The sequence below is a fragment of the Candidatus Villigracilis affinis genome (assembly GCF_016705895.1).
Taxonomy (GTDB): domain Bacteria; phylum Chloroflexota; class Anaerolineae; order Anaerolineales; family Villigracilaceae; genus Villigracilis; species Villigracilis affinis.
The window spans coordinates 129,498-153,704 of record NZ_JADJKT010000040.1; the positions used below are offsets into that span (position 1 = coordinate 129,498).

At 50.2% G+C, this 24,207-nt stretch carries 22 protein-coding genes, 1 tRNA gene and 1 pseudogene; 11 read left to right on the top strand and 13 right to left on the bottom strand.

Features of this window, described 5'->3' with window-relative positions; all coding sequences use genetic code 11:
* Window positions 1-36: 36 nt before the first annotated feature.
* Window positions 37-1,894 (bottom strand): annotated as a pseudogene (gene typA / locus IPI86_RS23330) (translational GTPase TypA).
* 311 nt (window positions 1,895-2,205) lie between these two features.
* On the opposite strand from typA, the gene IPI86_RS23335 reads away from it, so the two are divergent.
* Together IPI86_RS23335 and IPI86_RS23340 are read left to right on the top strand one after the other, a co-directional pair.
* Complete coding sequence (locus IPI86_RS23335) at window positions 2,206-2,919, top strand: histidine kinase N-terminal 7TM domain-containing protein (protein ID WP_345300435.1); 714 nt, start codon at window positions 2,206-2,208, stop codon at window positions 2,917-2,919.
* The gene (locus tag IPI86_RS23340; RefSeq protein ID WP_345300436.1) at window positions 2,901-3,992 is read left to right on the top strand and encodes a HAMP domain-containing sensor histidine kinase; all 1,092 of its coding nucleotides are present in this window, start codon (window positions 2,901-2,903) and stop codon (window positions 3,990-3,992) included. Before IPI86_RS23335 ends, IPI86_RS23340 begins: the two co-directional genes overlap by 19 nt.
* Window positions 3,993-4,023: 31 nt before the next feature.
* Here IPI86_RS23340 and IPI86_RS23345 read toward each other — a convergent pair whose 3' ends face one another.
* Genes IPI86_RS23345 through IPI86_RS23360 form a run of 4 tightly spaced genes read right to left on the bottom strand, consistent with a single transcriptional unit; the run spans window position 4,024 to window position 6,642 of the window.
* Complete coding sequence (locus tag IPI86_RS23345) at window positions 4,024-4,764, bottom strand: polyprenol monophosphomannose synthase (RefSeq protein ID WP_345300437.1); 741 nt, start codon at window positions 4,762-4,764, stop codon at window positions 4,024-4,026.
* An 8-nt stretch (window positions 4,765-4,772) separates the two neighbouring features.
* Window positions 4,773-5,627 carry a response regulator gene (locus tag IPI86_RS23350; protein ID WP_345300438.1) on the bottom strand — a complete coding sequence of 285 codons (855 nt, stop codon included), beginning with the start codon at window positions 5,625-5,627 and terminating at the stop codon, window positions 4,773-4,775.
* 19 nt (window positions 5,628-5,646) lie between these two features.
* Entirely contained in the window at window positions 5,647-6,234 is a 588-nt protein-coding gene (locus IPI86_RS23355; RefSeq protein ID WP_345300439.1) for a 4-vinyl reductase, read from the bottom strand.
* Window positions 6,235-6,294: 60 nt separating this feature from the next.
* On the bottom strand, window positions 6,295-6,642 hold the full coding sequence (locus IPI86_RS23360) for a roadblock/LC7 domain-containing protein (RefSeq protein WP_345300590.1): 348 nt from the start codon (window positions 6,640-6,642) through the stop codon (window positions 6,295-6,297).
* Between the two features lie 177 nt (window positions 6,643-6,819).
* Between IPI86_RS23360 and IPI86_RS23365 the strand changes: the two genes are divergently transcribed.
* Both IPI86_RS23365 and IPI86_RS23370 read left to right on the top strand, forming a co-directional pair.
* Complete coding sequence (locus tag IPI86_RS23365; RefSeq protein ID WP_345300440.1) at window positions 6,820-7,956, top strand: L,D-transpeptidase; 1,137 nt, start codon at window positions 6,820-6,822, stop codon at window positions 7,954-7,956.
* 44 nt (window positions 7,957-8,000) lie between these two features.
* Window positions 8,001-8,074, top strand: a tRNA-Asp gene (locus IPI86_RS23370).
* 79 nt (window positions 8,075-8,153) lie between these two features.
* On the opposite strand, the gene IPI86_RS23375 is transcribed toward IPI86_RS23370, so the two are convergent.
* The 5 genes from IPI86_RS23375 to IPI86_RS23395 all read right to left on the bottom strand — a co-directional run bounded on the left by IPI86_RS23375 (window position 8,154) and on the right by IPI86_RS23395 (window position 12,185).
* Window positions 8,154-9,068 carry a GNAT family N-acetyltransferase gene (locus tag IPI86_RS23375; protein WP_345300441.1) on the bottom strand — a complete coding sequence of 305 codons (915 nt, stop codon included), beginning with the start codon at window positions 9,066-9,068 and terminating at the stop codon, window positions 8,154-8,156.
* Window positions 9,069-9,130: 62 nt separating this feature from the next.
* A complete protein-coding gene (locus IPI86_RS23380) occupies window positions 9,131-9,808 on the bottom strand; it encodes a lysophospholipid acyltransferase family protein (RefSeq protein WP_345300442.1) in 678 nt (225 codons plus the stop codon).
* On the bottom strand, window positions 9,805-10,479 hold the full coding sequence (locus IPI86_RS23385) for a lysophospholipid acyltransferase family protein (protein WP_345300443.1): 675 nt from the start codon (window positions 10,477-10,479) through the stop codon (window positions 9,805-9,807). Before IPI86_RS23385 ends, IPI86_RS23380 begins: the two co-directional genes overlap by 4 nt.
* 87 nt (window positions 10,480-10,566) lie before the next feature.
* The gene (locus tag IPI86_RS23390) at window positions 10,567-10,953 is read right to left on the bottom strand and encodes a PilZ domain-containing protein (RefSeq protein ID WP_345300444.1); all 387 of its coding nucleotides are present in this window, start codon (window positions 10,951-10,953) and stop codon (window positions 10,567-10,569) included.
* 80 nt (window positions 10,954-11,033) lie between these two features.
* Window positions 11,034-12,185 (bottom strand): thiolase domain-containing protein, encoded by a 1,152-nt coding sequence (locus IPI86_RS23395; RefSeq protein ID WP_345300445.1) that lies wholly within the window; start codon window positions 12,183-12,185, stop codon window positions 11,034-11,036.
* A 145-nt stretch (window positions 12,186-12,330) separates the two neighbouring features.
* Here IPI86_RS23395 and IPI86_RS23400 point away from each other — a divergent pair, with 145 nt between their 5' ends.
* Both IPI86_RS23400 and IPI86_RS23405 read left to right on the top strand, forming a co-directional pair.
* A complete protein-coding gene (locus tag IPI86_RS23400) occupies window positions 12,331-12,816 on the top strand; it encodes a hypothetical protein (protein WP_345300446.1) in 486 nt (161 codons plus the stop codon).
* Window positions 12,817-12,890: 74 nt separating this feature from the next.
* Window positions 12,891-13,361 (top strand): hypothetical protein, encoded by a 471-nt coding sequence (locus IPI86_RS23405; protein WP_345300447.1) that lies wholly within the window; start codon window positions 12,891-12,893, stop codon window positions 13,359-13,361.
* Window positions 13,362-13,607: 246 nt separating this feature from the next.
* On the opposite strand, the gene IPI86_RS23410 is transcribed toward IPI86_RS23405, so the two are convergent.
* Window positions 13,608-14,771 (bottom strand): PatB family C-S lyase, encoded by a 1,164-nt coding sequence (locus IPI86_RS23410; protein ID WP_345300448.1) that lies wholly within the window; start codon window positions 14,769-14,771, stop codon window positions 13,608-13,610.
* A 69-nt stretch (window positions 14,772-14,840) separates the two neighbouring features.
* Window positions 14,841-15,479, bottom strand: a complete 639-nt coding sequence (locus IPI86_RS23415) for an O-methyltransferase (protein WP_345300449.1) — start codon at window positions 15,477-15,479, stop codon at window positions 14,841-14,843.
* A gap of 114 nt (window positions 15,480-15,593) precedes the next feature.
* Here IPI86_RS23415 and IPI86_RS23420 point away from each other — a divergent pair, with 114 nt between their 5' ends.
* Both IPI86_RS23420 and IPI86_RS23425 read left to right on the top strand, forming a co-directional pair.
* The gene (locus tag IPI86_RS23420; protein WP_345300450.1) at window positions 15,594-16,382 is read left to right on the top strand and encodes a hypothetical protein; all 789 of its coding nucleotides are present in this window, start codon (window positions 15,594-15,596) and stop codon (window positions 16,380-16,382) included.
* Window positions 16,383-16,629: 247 nt separating this feature from the next.
* Window positions 16,630-17,823 (top strand): sulfotransferase, encoded by a 1,194-nt coding sequence (locus IPI86_RS23425; RefSeq protein ID WP_345300451.1) that lies wholly within the window; start codon window positions 16,630-16,632, stop codon window positions 17,821-17,823.
* Between the two features lie 132 nt (window positions 17,824-17,955).
* Here the strand turns inward: IPI86_RS23425 and IPI86_RS23430 are convergent, their stop codons facing one another.
* Window positions 17,956-19,356, bottom strand: coding sequence for a tetratricopeptide repeat protein (locus tag IPI86_RS23430; RefSeq protein ID WP_345300452.1), 1,401 nt, complete (start codon window positions 19,354-19,356; stop codon window positions 17,956-17,958).
* Between the two features lie 63 nt (window positions 19,357-19,419).
* On the opposite strand from IPI86_RS23430, the gene IPI86_RS23435 reads away from it, so the two are divergent.
* The 3 genes from IPI86_RS23435 to IPI86_RS23445 all read left to right on the top strand — a co-directional run bounded on the left by IPI86_RS23435 (window position 19,420) and on the right by IPI86_RS23445 (window position 24,189).
* Window positions 19,420-21,765 (top strand): ATP-binding protein, encoded by a 2,346-nt coding sequence (locus tag IPI86_RS23435; RefSeq protein ID WP_345300453.1) that lies wholly within the window; start codon window positions 19,420-19,422, stop codon window positions 21,763-21,765.
* Window positions 21,765-22,595: a LysM peptidoglycan-binding domain-containing protein gene (locus tag IPI86_RS23440; protein WP_345300454.1), complete on the top strand. Its 831-nt coding sequence runs from the start codon at window positions 21,765-21,767 to the stop codon at window positions 22,593-22,595. The genes IPI86_RS23435 and IPI86_RS23440 overlap by 1 nt, the downstream gene beginning before the upstream one ends.
* 157 nt (window positions 22,596-22,752) lie before the next feature.
* Window positions 22,753-24,189, top strand: a complete 1,437-nt coding sequence (locus tag IPI86_RS23445) for an LCP family protein (RefSeq protein WP_345300455.1) — start codon at window positions 22,753-22,755, stop codon at window positions 24,187-24,189.
* Window positions 24,190-24,207: the final 18 nt, after the last annotated feature.

Consider the following 24,207-nt stretch of genomic DNA (forward strand, 5'->3'; position numbering starts at 1 on the left):
ATAATACGCCGACATTTTCATGTCGGCGTATTGCATTTATTCTTCTCCAAACTGCTCTTTTGTCTTCTTCGTCTGCTTGCCGCGTTCGTCCGTGGAAAGCAGACGTTTACGAATGCGGTATGACTCCGGGGTTACTTCAAGCAATTCATCATCCGAAAGGTATTCGATCGCTTCGTCCAAACTCATTGAGCGCGGAGGTGTCAAACGGATTTCCATATCGCCGCCTGAAGCGCGCATATTGGTCAAATGCTTCTTCTTACAAACATTCACCGAAAGGTCACCGCCGCGGGCATTTTCGCCAACAACCATGCCTTCATAAACGGCCACGCCGGGGACCGACGAATAATTGTCCGCGCTCTTCGGCAGCCTTCAGCGCATACGCTGTGGTTGTACCTGCTTCCCACGCCACGATCGAGCCTTTTGTTCTGGAAGAGATCGGGCCAGCCATTTCATCATAGCCATTGAAGATCGTGTGCATAACGCCTTCACCACGGGTGGATGTAAGGAACTGATAACGGAAGCCAAGCAAACCACGGGTCGGGACAATGTAAACAATGCGCGTCATACCCTGACCTGCATCATGCATCTCCATCATTTTGCCTCGGCGGCTCCCAAGCATTTCCACGACAACGCCGACGGTTTCATTGCTGGTCTCGACATGGACTTCTTCATAAGGCTCAAGCAATGCCCCATCATCTGCCTTGTGGAAAATGACCTCAGGCCTTGAAACCTGGAATTCGTATCCTTCACGGCGCATGGTTTCAATCAAAATTCCCAAGTGCAATTCACCGCGGCCCGAGACCAAAAAGTTCTCAGCGGAATCGGTGTCGTCCACACGGAGGGAGACGTTAGTACGAAGTTCATCGTATAAACGCTCACGCAGTTTTCGGGAGGTACTCCAAGTCCCTTCTTTGCCAGTAAAGGGAGAGGTATTCACACCAAAGGTCATGCGAACGGTAGGTTCTTCAACTTTAATGGTGGGCAAAGCCACAGGACTGGCGGGGTCAGCTAATGTCTCGCCGATGGCAATACCTTCAAGGCCAGCCAGGGAAATAATATCGCCTGCTTTTACTTCATCGATTTCAACTTTGTTCAAGCCTTTGAAGGAATATAGGTAACGTGCACTTTCAGGCAGGATGGATCCATCCAGCTTCATGCGGGCCAGCTTCTGCCCCGCTTTGATCGTACCCGCAAAGACGCGGCCAATGGCGGTCACGCCGCGATAGTCATCATAACCAAGCATGGTGACAAGCAGCTGCAAAGGCGCATCCACATCCACTTTGGGAGCGGGGATATGCTTGAGGATCACATCAAACAAAGGCTGCAGATCATCCCCCAGTTCAGGGGTAAGACCCGCTTTTCCTGCAGTCGCTTGAGCATACACGACTGGGAAATCCGCCTGTTCTTCAGACGCACCAAGCTCGATGAACAAGTCAAATGTTTCATTGAGCACGCGCGCGGGTTCAGCATCTTTTCGATCTACTTTGTTGATCACGACAACGGCTTTATGTCCGAGCTCGAGAGCTTTCTTCAACACAAAACGTGTCTGAGGCATGGGGCCTTCCGCTGCATCGACAAGCAGGAGGACGCCATCCACCATATTCATCACGCGTTCCACTTCGCCGCCAAAATCAGCATGTCCCGGTGTATCCACAATATTGACTTTAATGGTCTTGCCACTGGGGTCAATGAGGGAAATGGCTGTGTTCTTGGCAAGGATTGTGATGCCACGTTCGCGCTCAAGGTCATTTGAATCCATTACGCGCTCTTCAACGTGTTGGTGCTCACGGAAAGTGTGCGATTGACCAAGCAATCCATCTACAAGGGTGGTCTTGCCATGATCGACGTGAGCGATAATGGCGATGTTACGGATGTCAGTTCGTTCAATAAGCATAGGGTCTCTTTATTGGTTTTATGAGGTAGGCAGGCAAGGAATGAATGAAATGGGCAATTTTGAATTTTCCATTGCGAGTGGTTTGTCAGACCGAGGTAAGACACACAAAAACCCCCGACGGGAGGGCCGAGGGCTTGAAATCAGTGGTTCGGCGTGCGAGATGTATATTATCAGATTGTGATGTTTTTGGGTAGGGCACGCAAAGAAGGGGCGGTCTGTTTGCACGTATCTTGATAGGCCAGCTCGCCAAAATATCCCAATTAACTTGAAATGCACAGATTCTACATTTACCCAGTAAAATTGGCTTTATTATGGGAGTGCATCCATATTACGTCGCACATATCTCTGTCCTGCTGGCAAGCAGTTTCATCGGATTCCTATTACTGCTTCGGGTATGGAACTTTCGTTCCCTACCGGGTGCATATGGATTAATCCTAGCCATCCTTTGCGCTGTGGAATGGTCCCTAGCCTATGTGATGGAAATTGTTCGTTTGGATATGGCTGAAAAAATCTTCTGGGGGAAACTGCAGTATTTTGGAATCTCCTATGTAGCGCTCGGCATGTTCATTTTTACAATCAACTATAGCGGCCACGGGGCATGGCTGACCTCTATTCGAAAAGCCTGGCTGGCAATTTTGGCAAGCGTTGGATTTGTCGCCGCACTTACCAATGATTGGCACCATCAAATCTGGACTGACATTCAATTTACCGACAATCTTGCATTCGGCCCGCTGCAGTTGACGCATGGGATCCTATTTTATTTTGTCGTCGCCGTTCAATATATTCTACTCATATCTGTCACAGTGATATTTTTCCAGGTTGCCTTTCGCGGACAGAGCCTATATCGCATCCAATCAAGCATCATGCTGATAGGGATGTCATTTCCATGGATGGCGAATCTGGTCTATGTAATGGGCTGGTATCCTTTTCCTGGCATTGACATCACCCCATCGCCCTTACCTTCTCAGCCATTGCACTTTCCATCAGTTTCCTGCGTTACCGCTTTATGGACATGCTTCCCGTAGCGCATGATTCCGTTTTCAAAGCAATGAAAGACGGGGTGATCGTTCTGGATCACAAGGATCGGGTTGTTGATATTAATCCAATGGGTGCGCAAATTTTCCAGCAATACGGAAATTTGTTAGGCAGTGAGGTCGCATCCCTCTTCCCTGATTGGAAAAAATGGAAGGGAAATGATCCCCAAGGTGACATCCACCAGGAAATTTTTATCAACCTTGCAGGCGAGACTTTAACTTTCAAACTGCGAGTCACGCCCATCCTGGAGCAGCATGTTGGACGTGACGGGCACATCATCCTCATCAGCAACATCACAGAACAAAAAAAAGCTCAGGAACAACTGATGGAAGCGAGTCGCTTGAAGAGTCAGTTACTGGCCAATCTGGGCCACGATCTGCGCTCACCCCTGGGCGCGATCATCGGCTATGCTGAGATGCTGGAAGATGGCTCATTCGGCCCCATGAGCAATGAGCAGGTAAAAGCCACATCCGAGATTCTTGATGGTGCCAACCAATTATTGTCATTCATTAACAATCTAGTCGGTCAGGCACAGATCGAAACAGGAAGGGTTGTCCTGCGGGAATATCCCTTTAATGTGGAAGAAGTTATCGGCCCGTTACTCTCTACCCTAAATTTCCATGCCCGCAAAAAAGGGCTGACCCTTGTACAATTCATTGATCCCACCCTTCCCAGAAAACTTGTCGGGGATCAGTTTTGGTTAAGACAGATCGTGATGAATCTTGTGCACAATGCTGTCAAGTTTACCGACAAAGGTTCAGTCACGGTTCGATTCATTGTTAAAAATGACGATGAATGGGCCGTACAGGTCATGGATACCGGTATTGGCATTCCCCCGGAAGCACAAAAACGCGTTTTTCAAGCCTTCGAACAGATAAACAGCATGGAAAACTCCAAACAAAGCGGTTTTGGTCTTGGCCTATCCATTGTCGCAAAGTTGACTTCTATCATGAACGGGAAAATCGAGTTGACAAGCGAGGCAGGCAAAGGAAGCACCTTTACAGTTATTCTGCCGCTTAAGGAAGTTGTCGAACAGGAAGGTCCTGTGATGTTCGTAAGATAATAACGGGGATTCAAATTCAGGCTTACAGTAGCTACAATCGCGCCGACCTGCCTGCTTTTCTCAGATCACGATAATGCCACCAAACCTGCCAGATGCGAAACGCTGCCTCCATCTGGATCTTGATCGACATTTTTGATCTTCCCCAACGACGATCAGCAAAATAAATCGGAGCCTCCCCGATCTTAAATTCGAGGCAATGCGCAAGATAAGCCATTTCCACTAGAAACACATATCCATTGGATTGAATACGCTCAAACGGGACCTGCTGCAACGTCTCGCGACGCCACATTCGGTACCCCGTGGTTACATCATGCAAAGGCAATCCCAGAATGGTGCGGGCATAATAATTACCAAAAGCGGAAAGGCTTCTGCGCCATAAAGGCCAACGCTCATCCACTGAGCCTCCTTTTACATAACGGGAGCCCAGAACAACATCATTGACCTGCAACAGACTTGCCATATCCAATAATGCAGAAGGGTCATGCGAAAAGTCCGCATCCATTTGAACAATTGCGTCGACGCTCCCATCCATCACTTTTTGAAAGCCGTTCAAATAGGCCGAGCGCAATCCCATCTTGCCGGGACGATGAAGCACTTCAACACGGCCGGGATATTTCGAGACCAATTCATCCGCTACACGGCCAGTACCATCGGGACTGTTATCATCCACTACCAAAACATTGATATCAAGCGGGAGAGAAAATAAAGCGGAGACCAGTTTGGGCAGGTTCTCCGCTTCGTTATACGTGGGTGTTACGACTGTAATACGCAAACAAACTCCTATTTCTTAAGCCGAACAAGCTCCGCTTTGACTTGATTTGCATCGGCAAATTTGTCTTTTAGCGAAGAGAGCTCAGCCAGTTTCACCCCAAGCCGGTTCTTGCTATTGACCATTTGCTCGCGGTCTTTGATCGGGTAGAAATACTCCACAGACTGCTCAAGGCGTGCGCGAAGCTTTTCGCTCAAGGCTGCCAGGTTAGAGGGCGGAATGACGAGAATAAAATCAGTTGTGGTTACATGACCTAGAAAATCTTCAGGGCGGCTGGTTTCCCGCATCGTGTTCACGATCATCAAACTGATCGCGCGCAACACATCATCCGACGCGACAAACCCATAAGCCTCGCGGAAGGAATCCATGTTCTCGATGGAGACAAACAACGCAGCAATACCGTCTTTACCAACGACTTCCGAGAGTTTTTCATCCACCAAGGCGCCTTCGGGCAGGCCAGTCACCGGGTTGGTCAACGAACCCTGGCTGACACGCTTGAGCGCATTGCGCACGCGCAGGCGTAATTCCTGAACGTCGAAAGGCTTGGTAATGTAATCGTCCGCGCCAATCTCCAGCCCTTGCAGGCGATCTGAACGGTCGCGTTTTTCAGTTAAGAAGATAATGGGGACTTCAGAGGTACGGCGGTCACCACGCAGGCGACGGGCTACCTCGTACCCATCAATATCAGGAAGGCGAATATCAAGAATCACAAGGTCTGGATGAATGGTTTGACAGGAACGGACTCCGTCTTCACCCCAATTAACGGTAAACACGTCATAGCCTTGAACGCGGAAATAGGCGTTCAGCATTTCAGCCACGTCAAGGTCGTCTTCAATGATGAGAATTTTGGACTTAATGTCTGTCACGCCAGACCTTCACTATGAGTTATGAAATCGGTTCTTTTTGTATGATGAATTCGCAAACGGTATCGCCAATGGCAACACATTTGGATTCGTTGACGCGGAATTCATTGCCACCAGAAACCCATTTCAGGCTTTCTTGCAACAAGCCAGCAGAAATGAAACAAACGGGTTTATCCGCGCCTGTGCGCCCCCAACAACATGGGCACTTATGGATCGTCCATATCCATTCTGAATCTTTCTCTTCAACAGTGGTTTGCTGGTCGCTTAATTGGCTGAATATTTTTGCAAAAGCTGGCAGACCAATTCTCAGCTTGGATTGAAGCGGAAGTACTACAAAGGCTAAATCCGCTGCACCGGCCAAAGCACCAAAATTGCGCAATGCGTCTGAAAAAGTGGCACGTCCAGCTCGAAGGGCTAAACCACGTCCACCGCGTGGGCCATACATCTCCTCCAAAGCAGAGCCGATCGCCGAAAGTTCAGCAAAATCGAAACCCTTATCCAGGTTATCCGGAGGGTAATTCTCGATATAGTTATTCATGCCTGCTAAATTCAAAATGGCGTTCAAACCATTCTTGCCCATCACTTCTTCCAAAGACTTGATGGTGATCATGCCAAACTTATTGGGGTAATACAATCCGCTTTTTTGCAAGGGGGCCATATAACAACTCCACTAAATCAACTTCGCCAGATCTTCGGCGGCGCGTCGCATATCAAGGAAGATCAGGCCAAGTTTGGCCTGTTCGCGTGCCAGTGCAGTGAGGACAGCTTCATCACCGACAGACATCAAAACAACATACCCCTTCAAGCCTTTAATGTAAACCTGCTCGAGGGAACCACGTCCTAGCTCACTTGCAATACGCTCACCCAATGAAAGCATGGCCGCAGACATGGCAGAGACACGATCCTCTTCAACACCTTGCGGAAGAGCAGATGCAATACTCAGGCCATCAACACTAACCACTGCCGATGCTTCAATATCAGGTGATGAAGCCTGCAATTCTCGCAGGCGATCCACCATTTGTTGCGAACGATTTTTGGACAAACAGCCCTCCTACAGGGAGCGAACACCCAATTGTGTGGGATGCCGACTTCAATATAATAGTGGCACTATTTTAGAACATGGCATTCATTGTGTCAAGTTCGGCAACTTACATTCTTACAAAACAGCAAACTACACATGCTATAATTTCCCATCATGAAGCAAATTGGCAAACTCCTTTTTATCTCATATATCTTCCTTGCAATGTCACAATCTGCATACGCACAGGAGCAAACGCCACCCATCGAGCCGGAAAGCGGCGGGATCGTGTGCGAACCCGATGTTTATCTCTCAGAACCCGACAATTGCCAGCCTTTTGGACCCTCTGCCTACTTGACCGAGCTCGCACGCCTCGGGATTACAATACCACCTCGACCACTCCCCGCTTCAAAACCTGACCCGAGCCTGACTCAGCTCCCCTATTTTTATTTCCACCTTGACGAAGACTACGTGCCGATCTATGGCGCACCTGGCGAAAAAGGCCCCGGCGGACAGCAATTTCCCCCAGGCTTCGTTTACGTTTCCTATATCGATCGAGTAGAGCAAAACGGCGTGTACTATTTGATGCCAAATGGAGGCTGGATTCCCGGTAAAGGCGCGCGCGTCGGTGAAATCTCAAGTTTTCAAGGGCTTGTCTTCACTTCGACGCCAAAAAACTCCTTCGGCTGGGCGTTTGAACTTCTCCCTATCATGAAATCTCCAGGCTACAATGCAGCACAAACTGGTCGTCAGGTCATGCCTTTTGAAGTTGTAACCATCTATAACACACAGATCATGGACAACGAAGAATGGTACATGATCGGTCCCGATCAGTGGCTGGAAGGCCGCAAAGTGGCACGTGTCATCGTAAACACAACCATCCCACAAGGGGTCACAGCCAATCGCTGGATCGATGTTGACCTCGCTGAGCAGACTCTCGCTGTCTACGAAAATAATCAACTCATCTTCGCCACCGTCATCGCCAGCGGGCTTGAACCATTTTGGACACGCCCTGGGATTTTCCAGATCTTCGAGAAAAAAGAAACCGAAACGATGCGAAACAACGATATGACAGATTTCTATTATCTCGATAACGTTCCATGGACTATGTACTTTGACGGAGCACGCGCACTACATGGCGCCTACTGGCGCACACGTTTTGGGTATCCTCAATCTCACGGGTGTATCAATCTATCTGTCGGCGATTCACATTGGCTCTTTAATTGGGCAACGGTTGGAGATTGGGTCTACGTCCATGATCGGACTGGTCTGACCCCTACAGACCCGGCACTTTATACTGGCGGAGCGTATTGACATCGCCATACCCTCATGGTAAACTATCGCCCGCTTAACTAATTGGTCCCGTGGTGTAGCGGCCTAACATGCGGCCCTGTCAAGGCCGAGATCGCGGGTTCGAATCCCGTCGGGACCGCACTTGAGCAAGTGGCAAAAAGCCGACTGAAAATGAGGAAACTCATTGGAAGTCGGCTTTTTGCTTAATTTTGACCAGCCTACCATTCTTTGACCCACGGTTCGAGCAGATCAAATTCCTTGAAACCCATCGAATCATACAACGCATACGCAGCAGGTGAATAAGAACTGACCGTTGCAAGGGTTGCGCCAAGTTTGTGCGCGCGGCGCAACCCTTCACTCACGACCATTTTTCCAAGTCCGCGTTTTTGGTGATTAGGATGCGTACCTACAGGCTCAAAGACCGCAGTCCTTGTAATGTCGTCGAACCAGACCGTACAGAATGCGGCAAGGTCTCCATCAGGCGCAACAGCCACGATATCAAGGTCGCGTCGATAAATGGGAACACACTGAACATTTCTGTACCATTCCCAGCCTTGGTATTTTTCATCGGGTTCATCGGAATGAAAAACCTTCCACGAGAGCCAACTGCGTGCGGGTAATTCGCTCTCATCACCCAAGGCTCGAACGGCGTATCCGCTTTGAGAAACAGAATCAGGTATCGGCTGGGTGAAGAAGCGGCGGCGCATATGTTCAGCTAAAAACTTCGAGCGGGAATATCCACGCTGTGTAAAAAGTTGTTTCGTCGAGTCGTCAGCCGCATTCACCCATACGATCAATTCCTTCTTTCCATTCTCTTTGAGGTTGGGAAGTTTTTGTTCGGCGACATTCAACATCTCGGAAAGTATTCCATCGTTCTTAAAAGCGGGGTGGATTTGAAAAAACGCTTCGCCACTACCATCGGGGTTGAGTACTGCGACGATCTGCCCATTCTCCTCCCAAAGCGTGATCACGTCCTGTAAGTTGAAGTGAAAAATATTTTCGTTGACATGCCAGCGCCAGTAATCCCAGCGTAAAAGAGACCAGGAAAAATCATGGCGGTCATTGAGCAGGGACACCTGACGCAGAAATTGACGGATGCGCCAGTAGTCTTCTTCAGCTTGAAAAGATCGCATTATTGGTTTCATATTCCCTTTTTCAGATAAAAAAACTCTCCAAAAAGAGGAGAGTCTCATGATTATTGTTTTGCATTTTTATTTTGCAAAAGCTCATTCAACCTTGGATGCCCGGAGTAAAAGCCACGGTAACTTTCTGGCAACTCTACAGCGATGCGACACATGATCTCATCTGTGGCTTCGCGCATGGCTTGTTCACGACCGCTGCCTTTGGGGATCTCAATTTGGAACGCATCTCCGGCCACGACTTTTATCTTCGAACGGCGCAAGCGCTTCAAGTTGGCTACCACACCGCTATCTTCTGTTCCTGTAAGCGCAACGGGCATGACGGGGTATCCGCTCTTGCTTGCCAAAAAGGCAACGCCAAGTTTTCCTTCCTGCATGGATGCGGTCTTTGAACGTGTCCCTTCAGGGGCAATGACCATCAAACCGCCTTTTTGCATACGTGCCAAAATTTCACGCAATGCTGCGAAATCCGCCTCGAAACGATTAAGCCAGATGGCATTTGCTGCACGGCCGATCGCACCAAAGATCGGATGGTCCTTGTACTTCTCAGCCACGGCCATAATGATATCCTCGCGGTCAAGGATATATAACAAAACAGCTGTATCAAGGCGGCCCAAGTGGTTGGCTGCGATCAAAACATTTCCCTGCGGAAGTTTTTCCAGCCCAACCACCTCCACATCGGCAATGATGTTCATAACAAAGCGGACAATGGAGCGAAGAGTTTTAAATTTCATGGGTTTATTGTACCGCTTAGCAATTCCTTTAGTTTTGGATGTTCGGCATAATAGCCGCGGTTCTTTTCTGGCAGCATCGCCGCGATGCGGCACATGACTTCATCGGCATATTCTTGCAAAATTTCGTCACGGTTTTCCCTAGGGAATGGCGGCAGTGTAAATGGCTTGCCCGCAGTCAGGTGGATCTCCGTGCGGCGAAATCGTTTTAGGTTGGACAGCACAATGCGATCCTCTGTCCCTGCGATCGCGACCGGCACGATCTGCCACCCTTTTTTGGAGGCAAGATAGGCCACACCCGGCCTGCCCTGCGCCATCTTTTCATCGCGGGCACGCGTACCTTCAGGGGCAATTACCAGGGTCTGCCCGTCAGCCATCCGATTCCAGATTTCGCGCATGGCTTTCAAGTCCGGGTTGAATCGATCGATAAAGATGAAATTAAGATGTTTCCCCAAAAATCGCCAAAGCGGATTCTCCTCCCATTTCTCGGCAACGGGGATAAATAGATTCCAGTTATCCAGCGCATAATATGCCATAGGGGCATCTAAAAAGCCGAGATGATTGACAGCAATGACAAACCCTCCTTTTTCAGGAAGGTTTTCATACCCGCTGATCTTAATTTTAGTAAATGAATTTAAAACAAAGGGAATCAACCAGCGCAGGAAACTTCTCATGGGTTAATTTTACACGCTTTCCATTGCTCCCGCCAAAGGATTAAAAAAGAAACCCCGCTCTCACAGGGTTTCTTTTTTAATCCAAACTCACTCAGGTGGAAATTTCAATTCACCTGTCTTTGGAGGCGTCTTATCTCCATAAGTATCATACATTTTCAGATATACCTCACGGTCAACAGGAGTAATATCGATTAGCTTAAAGCCAATATTAAACATGTTGGGATCGAATTGATCAGGCCTGCACCACATTGGGCGCGCTTTGAGAAGGATATATGTTTTGTTCGATATCTCGCCAATTTGATCGATGTAAAGACGAAGATCCACATTGAGCGGAATACTCTGGGTGCTGTCAATTCGAAATCCACCCGTGCTGATATCCGCAATGTGTCCGATCACTTTTCCACTAGACTCTTCCTTGACACGCATATAGTAGGAAAAATTCCTTCGCGCCAGATTACGTTGTTCCGTTTCCATTGTAAGCCTCCTTAACAATAATCAAAGAAACAATAAGGCGAAATCAGTATATACCAATACAAGGAAGGAATCAATCGGACTTAAGTATCATTCCTCAAAATATGAGTCAGAATGGTGGCCCCTGAGCCGCCAATATTTTGCGCCATGCCGATCTTTGCATCGGCTACCTGGGTTTGTCCACACTCGCCGCGCAATTGCTGGACAACCTCCACAAGTTGATAAACACCCGTTGCGCCAACTGGATGTCCACGGGCTTTCAATCCGCCGCGAGTGCAGACGGGCACACGACCCTTGGGGCTGATCTCGTTATCGAGGGCAAGTTTCACCCCCTGACCCCTTTCTGCAAATCCGCTGGCTTCCAACGAAAGCGCTGCCATGATTGAGAATGCATCATGAAGTTCAAACACATCAATATCTTTCGGAGTGACACCAGCCATTTCGTAAGCATGTTTTGATGAAGCATACGCGGCCTGCAAAAACATGGGGTCTTTGCGTGAGTGGACCGCGATTGTATCCGTCGCCACAGCCGAAGCTGCGACAACAACGCGCGGTTTTCTCATCACTTTATCCGCAGGGACGATCACCATTGCCGCTGCGCCATCTCCGATCGGGGAGGCATCCAGCAAATTGATGGGCGTTGCCACCATGGAGGATTTCTCGAACTTCTCCACGGATATTTTTTCATGCAAACGCGCATATGGATTATGCATGGCATTGGCATGGGCATTGATCGAAAATTGGGCGAAGTCTTCGTGTTTCCAACCGAATTCGTGCATGTAGCGGCGCATGACCAACGCATTGATTCCCACAAAGGAAATGCCTTGTTCCACTTCATAATCTGCATCGGCGGCGGTGGCCAGGGCGGCGGTGACATCGCGGCCAGCCTTGTCGGTCATCTTTTCGACACCCACTACCAGCGCCGATTCTATGTCACCGGAGGCAACAGCCATCAGCGCGGCACGAAACGCGGCGGCCCCTGATCCGCAGGCCGCTTCGATCTTTACGGCTTCCTGTTTCCACAATCCGATCCAATCCGCAAGGTAGGCGCCGAGTTGATTTTGACCATTAATGAGAGGCGAAAGCATGTTGCCCACAAAAAGCGCATCGACTTTTTCCACACCGGCATCCTGCATGGCGGCAAAGGCGGCATCACCCGCGATCTCGCGCAGGGATTTTTCCCAATGTTCATCTATTTTGGTTTGACCAATTCCAAGGACGGCTATTTTTCTCATGTATCAAATTCTACCGCATTGCACTATCAGGAACTATCGAAAATCGGGGGAACAAAGTATAGTATCGCTCGTCTGATAGACAAACAATTTCTTCAAATCATTACAGATAAAAAGACGTTTTTATTGCGCCGCCAAGGAGAGAAGAATGTTACGAAAATATTTTATCGGTTCCCTTTTTATTGTTTTGCTTCTTATGGGCTGTGCTCAATCTACTGCCGCTTATCCCAACCCAGAGACAGAGACACCCACCTCCACCAGCCTGCCCATCCTAAGCGGCGACTGGAAAATCAAGATGACACATTCGGGTGGCATCATGGGCTTGTTGCGCTCGGTTGAAGTATCCGCTGACGGAAAATACACTGTGACAGACGAGCGCGCAAGCCAGACCTTCTCTGGCGAGTTGGGAGCCAATGAACTCGCGAAGCTGGTGGAAGTGATCTCAACCTCTGAATACATCTCCCCCAGCGGACCCGAAGGAATGGTCTGCGCCGATTGCTTTGTATATGACTTGGAAATACAGGGAAGCGATTCAACTTTGACAATTCAACTGAACGACATCAACCTTCCAGACTCAGGAATGGCGCATGTCGTGGGTTACCTGCGAGGCTTGATCGACAAAGCTTTGAAATGAACATGGACAAGTTTGAATGGCGTGAAAAGTTTCTGGAAACGATATCTAATTGTTGCAGCGAGGGGAAGGACGCTGTGGAATATATTCGCACGAACAAAATTACGATCGGAATTAAACCTGCACGAAAAAGCGTAGGCGCATTTTGGACGATCACAAAGCATGCCTACTTGAATTCGGTTTACTTTTCCCCCGAGTCGTCACTTGCCAATCCCAACGCATGGGTGCTGCTCATTCACGAGATCAGACACCTGCAGCAGGGATGGCGCATCGCGCTCTCCATTTATGGCGAACTGGACGCATGGCAATATCAATTCAACACACTCAAGAAGATCACAGCGGGGAAATTCCCCGAACCTGTTGAAGAGATCCTAACGCTTCCATTAACCATGGACCGTAAAACTCTGAGCCGCGCACGCAGGCTGATGACCCAGCATGCAGGGAAAGGTTACGGAGCAAACCTGCTTCCGCTTTATCCAATACACATGGAAATGAAATATTGGACTCCCAAGACTGATATTAATCTACGCGACTTCTTTCAAAAATAACAGGATTTTTTAATGTATTGGGTCTCGTCTTGTTGTATGCTATCAGCAGAAACAAGAAAGGAGGTCGCGATAGATATACCACCTGAACTATTTGAAAATGGAAAGGTCGAAATGCTTTGACCTGGTTCAAGTTCGCTTGAACACCAGACGTTCCCCTAACGATATAACGGTTGCAAATTCGCGCCTTTCCTATACAACAGAAATAAAGAATGTCGACGGGCAGGTATTCCCTGCCCGTCTTTTTGTTTAAAGTGCGGATAATGCCTTCCGCATTCTTTCCAATCCCTGCTCGAGGGTTTTCCGCGACGTGCCGAAATTCAAGCGTACATGTCCAGCGCCTTCATTTCCAAAGATCTTTCCCTCACTGAGCGCGACCCTGGCTTTGTCTTTGAAAAATTCGTAGGGTGAACCTTCGATATCTGTCTGGGTGAAATCCAGCCAGCCGAGATAAGTTGCCGCGGGAACCGTCGTGCGGACGCCGGGCATGTAGCGGGTGACATATTCCAACATAAAATTGCGGTTTGCGGTCAGGTATTCTTGCAATTCAGCCAGCCAGGGATCGCATTTTCCTGAGAAAGCAGCCCTTGCGGCGTGCAGTCCCATGCTCGCCACATGCAGGCTTAAATGACTCCTTTCGGCTTCGTAGCGTTCGCGCAATTCCTTGTTTGGAATGATCGCAAATCCGCAGAACAGCCCGGGCACATTAAATGTCTTGGACGGGGCCACCAATGTGATCGTGTTCTGTGCAACCTCAGACGATATCTTAGCCATCGGGATGAATGTATTTCCATCCAACAACAATTCAGAATGGATCTCATCCGAAACGATCAAAACCTTGTTGCGGATGCAAATTTCCGCCATGCGGGTGAGTTCCTTGCGCGAGAAAATAATCCCCAGCGGGTTGTGCGGATTGCACAACAGGAAAATTCCCGCTTTTTTCACCCGCTTCTCGAACAGATCCCAATCGATCTCGTAGCTGATGAGATTGCCTTCCACATTTTTCACGAACGGAATATCAAGCTGCGGAATCCCGACATTATTTTTCACCTGATGGAACTCGTTGTACACGGGAGTCTGAATCGCCACGCCTTTTTTAGGCGAGCAAAATGCACGGGCGGCGACCGTGAATCCACTGACAATGCCTGTCACAGTTAAGACCGATTCGGGTTTCACCTTCCATGAATACAAACGATCCATGCGAGCGGCGACGGTTTCCTGTATAACAGTGCCAGGAATTTCATATCCCAGCACGCCGTGATCCACAGCCTTGTGCAGCGCATCCAGGATCGGTTTCGGCGCGGGGAAATCCATATCGGCCACCCACATGGGCAGAATGTCTTTTTTGTACCAGGTCCACTTGGTGCGGTTGAAATTCTTTCTTCGATCGGGAATGATGTTGAAGTTTGTCATGTATCCTTTTGTTGGAGTGCGGTGTTGCTGCACCCTGATATGAAATGCGGACACGCCAACGCCGTGTCCCTATCTTTTATATGCGACGATCATCCCATCACGCATCGGCGTGAGCGAGACGATCCAGTCGCTATCTGACGTAATTTGTTTGGTGAACTCATGCACGCCGAGCGTTGCAGGCGAAACGTCCTTTTTGTCGAAAATACGTCCGTGCCAGAGCATGTTATCGATAATGAGCAATCCACCGCTGCGCAATTTCTCTTTGATCACAGGCAGCGACTCGGGATAGGCGTGCTTGTCAATATCGTTGAAGATGATATCGAACGGGCCATCGGTTTGACGAAGGGTCTCGACCGCCTCCGCCATATGGAACTGGACAAGGTCAGCGAATCCCATCTTAACGAGGTGCCTGCGTGCCCGATTTGACAGTTCCTCATCCCAAACAGTGTGATGCACAACACCGCCGCCAGTTTCCACAAGCGCCTTCGCAAACCAGGCCGTGGAATATCCGTAGCCTGACCCCAATTCAAATATGGACTTCGCGTTGACCATCCGCGCGAGTTGGTAGCAATAATATCCACACGCAGGACCAATAATGGGGAAATCGTTTTTCTCGGCGTAGGCTTCCATCTCCAGCAATTCCGCTTCACGCGGCGGAACAAGGGACACAAGATAATCCTGCACGGTTTGATAATCCAATTCACTCATGGCTACCTCCAAAGTTTATTCTCAAAGATAGGGGAATTGTACTACTCATAAGCAGGATGTTTTGGGATTAAGTTGTCATGACCCACCACAGAGATTGGAGGGATAATGATTCTGATGAAACGTCCCATTTTCGTTTTGTTAACCCTGCTTTTATTCAGCATTGCGTGTGTGGGAATATCCACGCCTGCTACGCAAACCGTGGCAGCGATACCAACTGGCACGAACGACAATCCACTGGTCTACGGGAACATCTCCCTAAAAGGGATGCCCGAATTCATTACACAAACACGTGCCGCGCTGGCATTGCTGGAAGAAAAAGACCCCGAAGCCTTCACCAAAATACAGACCTATATCGGCATCATCGAGCAGGGACAACACAGCGGCATGTGGGCCTGGGAGATTCCGCCGCGCTATGAAGTAGGCAACGCCACCGCGTTTTACAGCGTGACCTGGTACGCCTCTACAATTGCGCACGACGCCACCCACTCAGAACTCTACACCCGCTACCAAAACAAGCACCCCGGCGAGCCTGTCCCAGCCGAGGTGTACAGCGGCGTGGAGATCGAGCGCTTCTGTAACGGCTATCAACTGGAAGTGCTAAAACACATCGATGCCCCGCAGAATGAGATTGATTACATGTCCACACTGGATGGCACTCATTGTGATGTAGATAAAGACGGTGATTGTGATTGGGAGGATTACGAAAAGATTGGTAAAGGAATAAAGTATAATCCCATGAAAAAGGATTCGAAAAGAGATTTTCATTCTTGCGACGTAAAAACGGTGATCAACTTGATCGCTGATTATGCCCAGCATCACAAAATCCACCCTCTAATCGAAAAGGTGGAACGGGCCGCCGATGAACCCAAGGCATCCGACGTTACTTCATCACCGACAATCTGATATGGGGGCCGTTCAAGTTCAAAATCAAATATCGAGCTGAGATTATTTCGATCACAGAAAACACCGTCCACACCAGGCGTATCAATTCCAAACACAACCACCAATCTTACAATCAAGCCAAGCGGATAAACTTTGTAGAATCCTCGCGCCAAATTCAGGGCAACCTGCCCTAATAATTGGTGATAGAATACTCAAAGGCCATCGGCCTTTTTGAATGTACTTATCACATGCAAGGATCTCGCCCTGAATGAAATATAACTTCCGCCTGTTTTGGCGCACCTTCTATCGATCATTCTTCGACTCAAAAAACACCACAGCCCGCCTCACCCGCAAAAGAATCATTTTCCTCGCCCTTTTCTATCTCGTCTGGCCCATTGGCGGACTGATACACTGGTTCTGCTTTGCGCTCGATGACATCCTCTTCCCCGCTTACAAAAACCATCCCATCGAAAAACCGCTTTTCATCCTCGGCAACCTCCGCAGCGGATCGACCTTTTTGCATCGTCTGCTCTCAAGGGATACGGAAACCTTCACCAGCCTGACCACATGGGATATTTATCTCACCCCCTCTGTTACACAAAAGAAATTCACGCAGCTCATCGCAAGGCTCGATAACAAATACCTCAGCGGCACACTACACAAACTGCTCTATAAATTCGATGCCGCCACCCTCGGCAAGATCAAGATTCATCCCATCTCCTTCTTCCAACCCGAAGAGGACGAGAACATCCACCTGCACATTTGGGACGGCTACTTTGTCACCTTCCTCTTCCCTTTCATGGATGAGATGCCCAATTATCAGCATTTCGATGAAGCGCTCAGCCCCGCACACAAAAAACGCATCATGACCTTCTACCGCTCCATGATTCAGCGGCACATGTATGCGAACGGCAAAAAATATTTCGTAGCGAAGAATCCCGCTTTCAGCGCAAAGATCGAAACGCTCGCCGAATTCTTCCCCGAAGCGCGCATCATTTATCTCGCCCGTAATCCGCTCGATATGCTCCCCTCCACCATTTCGTGGATCAATTACGCAAGGAGGCAATTCACCGATCCAGGCGAAGGATTCTTTTACATCGACGAGATCGTGGACATGACCCAACACTGGTACAGTCACCCGCTTCAATATCTGGATGCGCATCCATCGCCCCGACACCTGATCATGAAATACGATGACTTGATCCAGCGCCCGGAGACAGTCATCCGCGCGTTCTATGAACAGTTCGGCTATCCCGATAAACCTGGCCTGCCCGTCATCATTGACCAGGCCGTGAAAGAAACCCTCACCTTCAACAGCGACCACGCCTATTCCTACGAAAGTATGGGCTTTACCCGCGAACAGATCGTAGCCATGTACCCCGAAGTCTTCAAACGCTTCAACTTCGAAACCCGTGAACCTTTCGTTGAATCTGAGCTGGTAAAAGTGGAAAGAAAAAACTAACTCATCCACCCAGAGCAGAGCCGCATGTTCTTCGCGGCGCAGTCGAAGGATGTTTTATAGCAATACTTCGATTACGCTCAATGCAAATACCATTAAACATTCAGTCGAGGCTTGGCCTCGACTGAATGTTTTTTACGGAAAATATTGTTGAAGCAGCCGCCCAGCTTCCTGGCCGTATTGACCTGCAGGGTCGGTGTTTTTTACGAAATTCAATTTTTCAAAAGCGGCTTCTCGATTACCCATCGAAAGATAAGTGAGGGCAAGGTGAATATGGGCCTGCAAATGATCGGGGAAACGAGCGATCAAATCCATGAAGACATTTTCGGCATTGGCAAACCTGCCCGAAGCAAGATAAGACCAACCCAACGCATCCAGGGCAAGCGGGTCGTTCGGTGCAAGTTCGACGGCTTTTTCTGCAGCGGGCAACCCCACATCTTCCAAGTGCACAGTATTTTCGGCGCAAAAGACCGCCAGCAAACGCCAATAGGTCGGGTCATTCGGTGCGAGTTCGGCGGCTTGTTGATATGCCGTAAATGCAGAGACAAGGTCGCCACGTTTGATGTGTGCGTTGCCGATCTCTGCCTGCCAGGTGGGGTTGGTTGGGTCGTATTCGGCGGCCAGCAAATACTCGGCCAGCATCTGCGAATATTTTTCCTGACGCCGCCAATACAATCCACGCAAAGCGCGGACAATGACGGATGTATGATCCAACGCGACTGCCTGATCCAATTCCACGATCCCACCTTGACCGATCTGCTGTTTTGCTTCGCCGAGCCACGCCCACGCCTCGGCATTCTCGGCGTCAATGGAAATGGCTTTCTCGAATGCCGTCATGGCCAATTCCCACTCTTGCACGAGCCCGAGGGCACGGCCCATGGTGACCATTTGCTGGGAGGCGTCGGGTTGTGTGGCAGATAAATTCAAGGCGGTGCGCAATGTCTGCACTGCGGGATCAAACTCAGGGTTAAGGGAGGAAGCGAGCATTAAATTGGAAAGAGCCTGTTCGGGCTCCAGGACACTCAACAAGAGGCCGAGTCTGTATCGGGCGTAGACATCTCCCCCATTTAGATCCAAAAGCAATTGAGATTCCAATGCGCTGCGTTCGGCCTCCCAATTTTTTTGCTGACGATAGGTGAAAGCCAGCAGACCATACAGCATGGGCGAATTATGATTTTTCAAACCCGCCTGAAATGCCGTGACCGCCGAATCAAGCTCGCCCAACGACAAATACGATGACCCCAGCCATACCCAACCTTCTTCAGAGAGTGTGGATGCGTGCGCAAAAAGATCGATGGCTTGGGTTGGATTTTCGTTTTTCGCCGCTGCAATTCCCGCTTTTTCCCACAGGTCTTCACGCCAGAAAAGGAAGCGCGCCGCCCGTTCGTAGGATTTCGCGGATTCGGCATAATTTTGCGCGGCAAATTCGGCATTGGCGCGTTTCAGCGCATTTTGACCTGTGAACAGGATCGGCAAAAAAATGGCGGCGAGAACCGCTGCAATCGCAACGGGAATGACGATCTTTTTATTCAGCATTGTAATGGTAATTATACGTGAGCGAACCATATTTTTTTGAACTGGCAGTATAATAAAGTTGAAATGAGCCCATTTATCAGTCAAATCCTTGAATTACTAACCATATCACCAGGCAACCTGGTCTATTATGTTGTGCTGGTGTTTGCCGTGGCCAGTGCGCTTCAATCGGCGTTCAATCATTGGCGGGCAAGTGAGTATCCACAAGCAAGACGGGCCCTGGTCGGGCTCGGTGTTTTGCTTGCCGCACAAGTGATCATGTTCGTGTTCAGCGGACTTGGCTGGCAGGATTTGATCGACCCAAATGCGATCCTGCCCCCCATGGATCGGGCCTTCATCGTTTTTGGAATTATCTGGATCACATGGGTTTACGCCTTTCCTGAACCCAGCCGCCCCGCAGATGCTGCGGCGGTTTTATTGAGTCTGTTGGTGCTTACGGCGCTTGGACTAAGTTTGCTCACCTGGCAGCCGCAGATCACAACAGTGACCTATAACCAGACTGCCGACGATTTGTTCTGGCAGATCGGCTCCATCCTTGCTGCGCTGATCGGGATTTCCATTTTATTCGTCCGCAAGCCAGACGGCATGTGGTATGGAATTGTCTTGTTGGGAATCGGTGCTCTTGGTCATGTGGGGCATTTGCTTGTGGCAAGCGATGGAAATTACTCGGGCATTGTCCGACTCGCTTATATGGTGGCATATCCGATTCTGCTGACACTGCCACAGCGTTTCTCTTCCACCCAATCTGTCAATGAATCATCGGCAAGACAGGCGGCGCAAAAACAGGATGATCTTGGGGAACGCAGACGCTACAGCACGGACCCAAAGACCTTCCACGCCATGCTTGCGCTGGCGGCTGAGACGAATCCAACAAAGGTAAGTCAGGCCATTACACGCGCCATCGCGCAGACCATGCTTTCTGATCTGTGCTTTATGATCTATCTGAACGACAGCAACAATCAACTCGCCATCGCAGGCGGTTATGACTTGATCCGCGAAGACACACTGGACGGCGGCTCGCTCAACAAAGGTTCGATCCCCATGCTGGCAAATTCACTGCAGCGTGGACGCCCGTTGCGAATGCCTTCGAGCAGCACCTCGGCCGATATTAAAGGCTTGAGCGATATTCTCGGGCTGACCAACCCTGGTCATCTTTTGAGTGTGCCGATCCTGACGCCAGAAAAGGAATCTCTGGGCGGCATTCTTTTACTCTCCCCCTATTCCGACCGCACCTGGACAGCCGAAGACCAAGCTTATCTCTCCAATATCGCCACATCGCTCGTACCGATCATCAAGCGCAGCCAGAAGGTCAACAAAATGGAAGCGCAAAGCAGTGAAGCGCTTTTACAGGTTGCCGATCTGGAACGCCGTGTGCGCGAGTTGACCGATGAACTGGAGAAAGCGCAAGCCGAAGTGCAAAAGGCTGGCTCTGTGGAAATGGCTTCCCTGCTTCAAGCACAGGAAGAATCTCAGCGTATCATTGAGCAGTTACAACTTGAAAACGGCGAACTGCGTTCAGGCAAGAGCCTGCAGCCAGGTTCATATTCCGCAACCCAGATCGAGCAGGAATTGAGGACCACCCTGCAGGAAGTCGCTTATTTGCAGAACCAACTCATGGAAGCTAACATGAAGACTCGCGAGTTGGAAAAAGGTCATGTGGCCGTCAAAAGCACGGAACAGGCGGAAGTCGTCGCTTCCATTGCGCAGGAATTGCGCCAGCCTTTGTCATCCATCGTCGGATATACCGACCTGTTGTTGGGTGAATCGGTGGGCATTCTGGGCGCGTTGCAGCGCAAGTTCGTGGAACGCGTCAAGGCTTCGACGGAACGCATCCGCAGCTTGACCGATGACATGATCCAGATCACAACATTGGAAGCGGAGTTGAACGATCTCAACCCCGAAGCCGTGGATTTGAATGCGATCATCGACAATGCCATGTCTTACACCAGTACGCAGGTGCGTGAAAAGAATATTTCCATGCACCTCGAATTACCGAAGACACTTTCGCCGATCCATGCTGACCGCGAGGCTTTGCAACAGATTCTCATTCACCTGCTGCAAAATGCAGGGGCGGCGACTCCGTTCGAAGGCACGGTCAGGCTCAAGGTCCAGACACGAAGCGAGGAGAATACCGAATTCATCCTCATTCAGGTGACAGACAGCGGCGGTGGAATTCCAGCAAATGAATTGCCGCGTGTGTTCACCCGCCTTTATCGTGCGGACAACGTTTTGATCCAAGGCGTCGGCGATACGGGCGTCGGCCTTTCCATCGCAAAGACCCTCACCGAGGCCCAGCATGGCCGCATCTGGGTGGAAAGCGAACAGGACACAGGTTCGACATTCAGTGTGTTGCTGCCCATTGCCGGCGGTGCAGAAAGTAAATCCAAAACCAAGCCTAAAGGAAAGAAATAATGCAAGGCATGCGCGATCTCAGAAACGCGCTGGTGGTAGCCCTGATCTCGATCGGTTTGACGGTCGGGGCATTATCCATTTCGCTTGTGGAATTTGTGCCGCAGGCCGCTCCCACCCCCACAAACTTTTTATTTCCTTCGCCCGCTCCGCTGACCGCCACGTTTACATTGGTCCCTACGATCACCCAGACCGCAGGCCCCGAATCTCCCACTCCCAGCCCAGCCCCTACATCGACATCCACCCCGCCGCCGCCGGTCTCGTGCCTGCCCCCCGCTGGCTGGAGTCAGGTGATCGTTCAGGCTGGTCAGACCCTGGATGGCATTGCCCAGCAATATCGCACTACCAAGGAATCGCTTCGCGTTGGAAATTGTTTGATCAGCGATAATCTCGTAGCAGGTTCCATTTTGTATGCGCCTGCCGTGATGACAAGCACTGTTCCTGCCTGTGTTAAGGGTGCTTCTGGCTGGATAAATTCTTATATCGTCAAGGCGGGCGATACCATTTATGCGATCGCGTTAAACCACTATTCAACGGCTGGCTTATTGAAGAGTGTCAACTGCCTGAGCACCGACTTGATCCGTACGGGCGAGGTATTGTGGGTTCCAAATGTCGCCACACGTACGCCTTTCCCAACCCCATTGCCTGGCAGCACCGTGACCACGGCCCCGACTCAGTTACTGACAGAAACTGCCCTGCCTTACACAGCTACAACTGTGCTCACAATCACGCCCATACCGCCCACAGCGACACCCACACCTACAGTTCCTGCCACAGCAACGTCGACAAATTTACCTACGTTGACAGCCAGCCCCACACCATTCCCGCCATGATCGGCAAAATGAATTAAGGTTCGCGCCCGCCCGGCGGGTGGTATATTTGTTGCATCCTGTCGGAAAAGCGCCCTCATAGATGAAACCCTATTCCTTTTTTTTGTCGCTCATACTTCTTTCGATTTTGTCTTCTGCATGTGGGGCGCCTGCTCAGGCGGTGGAACCAGCACCTCTGCCATTTATATTAATTACATCCGCGCCAAATCCATCCCCCACCCCCACACCGTTTCAACCATCACTCAATACACCCACGCAGGCATCAGTATTATCGATCCCTGCGGATACAGTCACGCCTGTACCTCCCACCATGATTCTGCCCACCGAAACGCCGTCCCCCACATCTTCGCCGCTTTCAGACTCCACCGCAACCGTGGATTTTAATCAGCTTTTTCCAACCGTAGCTGCCCCGCCAATTGTTGAAATTGTTGATGTCACCCCAACTGCTTTACCTCCGCTCACCGATAACGAGACGATCAACTTCCTGCTCATCGGCTCGGATAAACGTCCCGGTTCCTCCTATCGCACCGACACGCTGGTCATTGCCATCGTCTGGCCCAAGGAGGGACAGGTCTCGCTCATTTCGATCCCGCGCGATCTGTGGATCTACATTCCAACCGTCGGGATGCAGCGCATCAATACCGCTTATCAAAGCGGAGAGATCGGCGGCTACGTAGGCGGTGGCCCGGGCTTGCTAAAAGACACGGTCACATACAATCTTGGCATCCGTATCGACCACACGGCCATGGTGGAATTCGACGGCTTCCGCCGCATTGTGGATACCCTTGGCGGCATCGAAGTCCCTGTTGCCTGCGCCTATACCGACTGGCGCTTGATCGAACCGACTCTCGACATTTACGATGAAAACAACTGGTGGCTTTACACCGTCGGCCCCGGTCAGGTTCATATGGATGGCGACCTCGCGCTTTGGTATGCACGCTCCCGTTCCAAATCATCCGATTTTGACCGAGGCCGCCGTCAGCAGGAAGTATTGCGCTATATTTTCCAAAAAGCGCTGCAAACGGATACCTTCAGCAAGATCCCGCAGCTCTACAACGATTTTTCAAGTACGGTTATCACCGATATGAGCCTTGCCGACATGCTGCTTATGTCGCCTTACGCCGTCAACTTTACCAACGCCAATATTCGCGGCTACTTCATTCGTCCGCCCTACGTCAGCTCGTGGACCACACCCGCTGGCGCAGCAGTTTTGCTGCCAAATGAAGCCGAGCTCAGTCAAATGCTCATCGAAGCCACCACCCTTTCCACCTTTGCCGCCCAGCGTGAATCGGTCACGGTCGAGGTGCAGAACGGTTCCCCCACCGACACACTGGATGCCCTCGCCGCGTCGCGCCTGAATTACGCGGGCTACCAAACCATTATTTCGAATGCCGACCGCCGCGACTATGCCAACTCGGTGATCGTGGATTTCACTCCCGGGCAGGATCCTGCTCAAAGAGAGACGATCATCACAGCCCTCAACCTGTATTCTGCAAATGTAATTTCCCTACCCGACGCAAACAGCACAGTGCAATATCGCGTCGTGCTCGGCTATGACTACGAAGCCTGCTTTCAACCCCAGGATCTATCGCACTAAACATGGTTTGCGCGCCAC

Bases quoted from the DNA above. Each gene is read 5' to 3' on its own strand.
- IPI86_RS23385 (WP_345300443.1), bottom strand. From the start codon at position 10,479: ATGAGAAGTTTCCTGCGCTGGTTGATTCCCTTTGTTTTAAATTCATTT.
- IPI86_RS23440 (WP_345300454.1), top strand. From the start codon at position 21,765: ATGCAAGGCATGCGCGATCTCAGAAACGCGCTGGTGGTAGCCCTGATC.
- IPI86_RS23410 (WP_345300448.1), bottom strand. From the start codon at position 14,771: ATGACAAACTTCAACATCATTCCCGATCGAAGAAAGAATTTCAACCGC.
- IPI86_RS23355 (WP_345300439.1), bottom strand. From the start codon at position 6,234: ATGATCACCATCAAGTCTTTGGAAGAAGTGATGGGCAAGAATGGTTTG.
- IPI86_RS23435 (WP_345300453.1), top strand. From the start codon at position 19,420: ATGAGCCCATTTATCAGTCAAATCCTTGAATTACTAACCATATCACCA.
- IPI86_RS23430 (WP_345300452.1), bottom strand. From the start codon at position 19,356: ATGCTGAATAAAAAGATCGTCATTCCCGTTGCGATTGCAGCGGTTCTC.
- IPI86_RS23425 (WP_345300451.1), top strand. From the start codon at position 16,630: ATGAAATATAACTTCCGCCTGTTTTGGCGCACCTTCTATCGATCATTC.
- IPI86_RS23415 (WP_345300449.1), bottom strand. From the start codon at position 15,479: ATGAGTGAATTGGATTATCAAACCGTGCAGGATTATCTTGTGTCCCTT.
- IPI86_RS23380 (WP_345300442.1), bottom strand. From the start codon at position 9,808: ATGAAATTTAAAACTCTTCGCTCCATTGTCCGCTTTGTTATGAACATC.
- IPI86_RS23420 (WP_345300450.1), top strand. From the start codon at position 15,594: ATGAAACGTCCCATTTTCGTTTTGTTAACCCTGCTTTTATTCAGCATT.
- IPI86_RS23335 (WP_345300435.1), top strand. From the start codon at position 2,206: ATGGGAGTGCATCCATATTACGTCGCACATATCTCTGTCCTGCTGGCA.
- IPI86_RS23400 (WP_345300446.1), top strand. From the start codon at position 12,331: ATGTTACGAAAATATTTTATCGGTTCCCTTTTTATTGTTTTGCTTCTT.
- IPI86_RS23360 (WP_345300590.1), bottom strand. From the start codon at position 6,642: ATGGTGGATCGCCTGCGAGAATTGCAGGCTTCATCACCTGATATTGAA.
- IPI86_RS23365 (WP_345300440.1), top strand. From the start codon at position 6,820: ATGAAGCAAATTGGCAAACTCCTTTTTATCTCATATATCTTCCTTGCA.
- IPI86_RS23390 (WP_345300444.1), bottom strand. From the start codon at position 10,953: ATGGAAACGGAACAACGTAATCTGGCGCGAAGGAATTTTTCCTACTAT.
- IPI86_RS23340 (WP_345300436.1), top strand. From the start codon at position 2,901: ATGGACATGCTTCCCGTAGCGCATGATTCCGTTTTCAAAGCAATGAAA.
- IPI86_RS23395 (WP_345300445.1), bottom strand. From the start codon at position 12,185: ATGAGAAAAATAGCCGTCCTTGGAATTGGTCAAACCAAAATAGATGAA.
- IPI86_RS23375 (WP_345300441.1), bottom strand. From the start codon at position 9,068: ATGCGATCTTTTCAAGCTGAAGAAGACTACTGGCGCATCCGTCAATTT.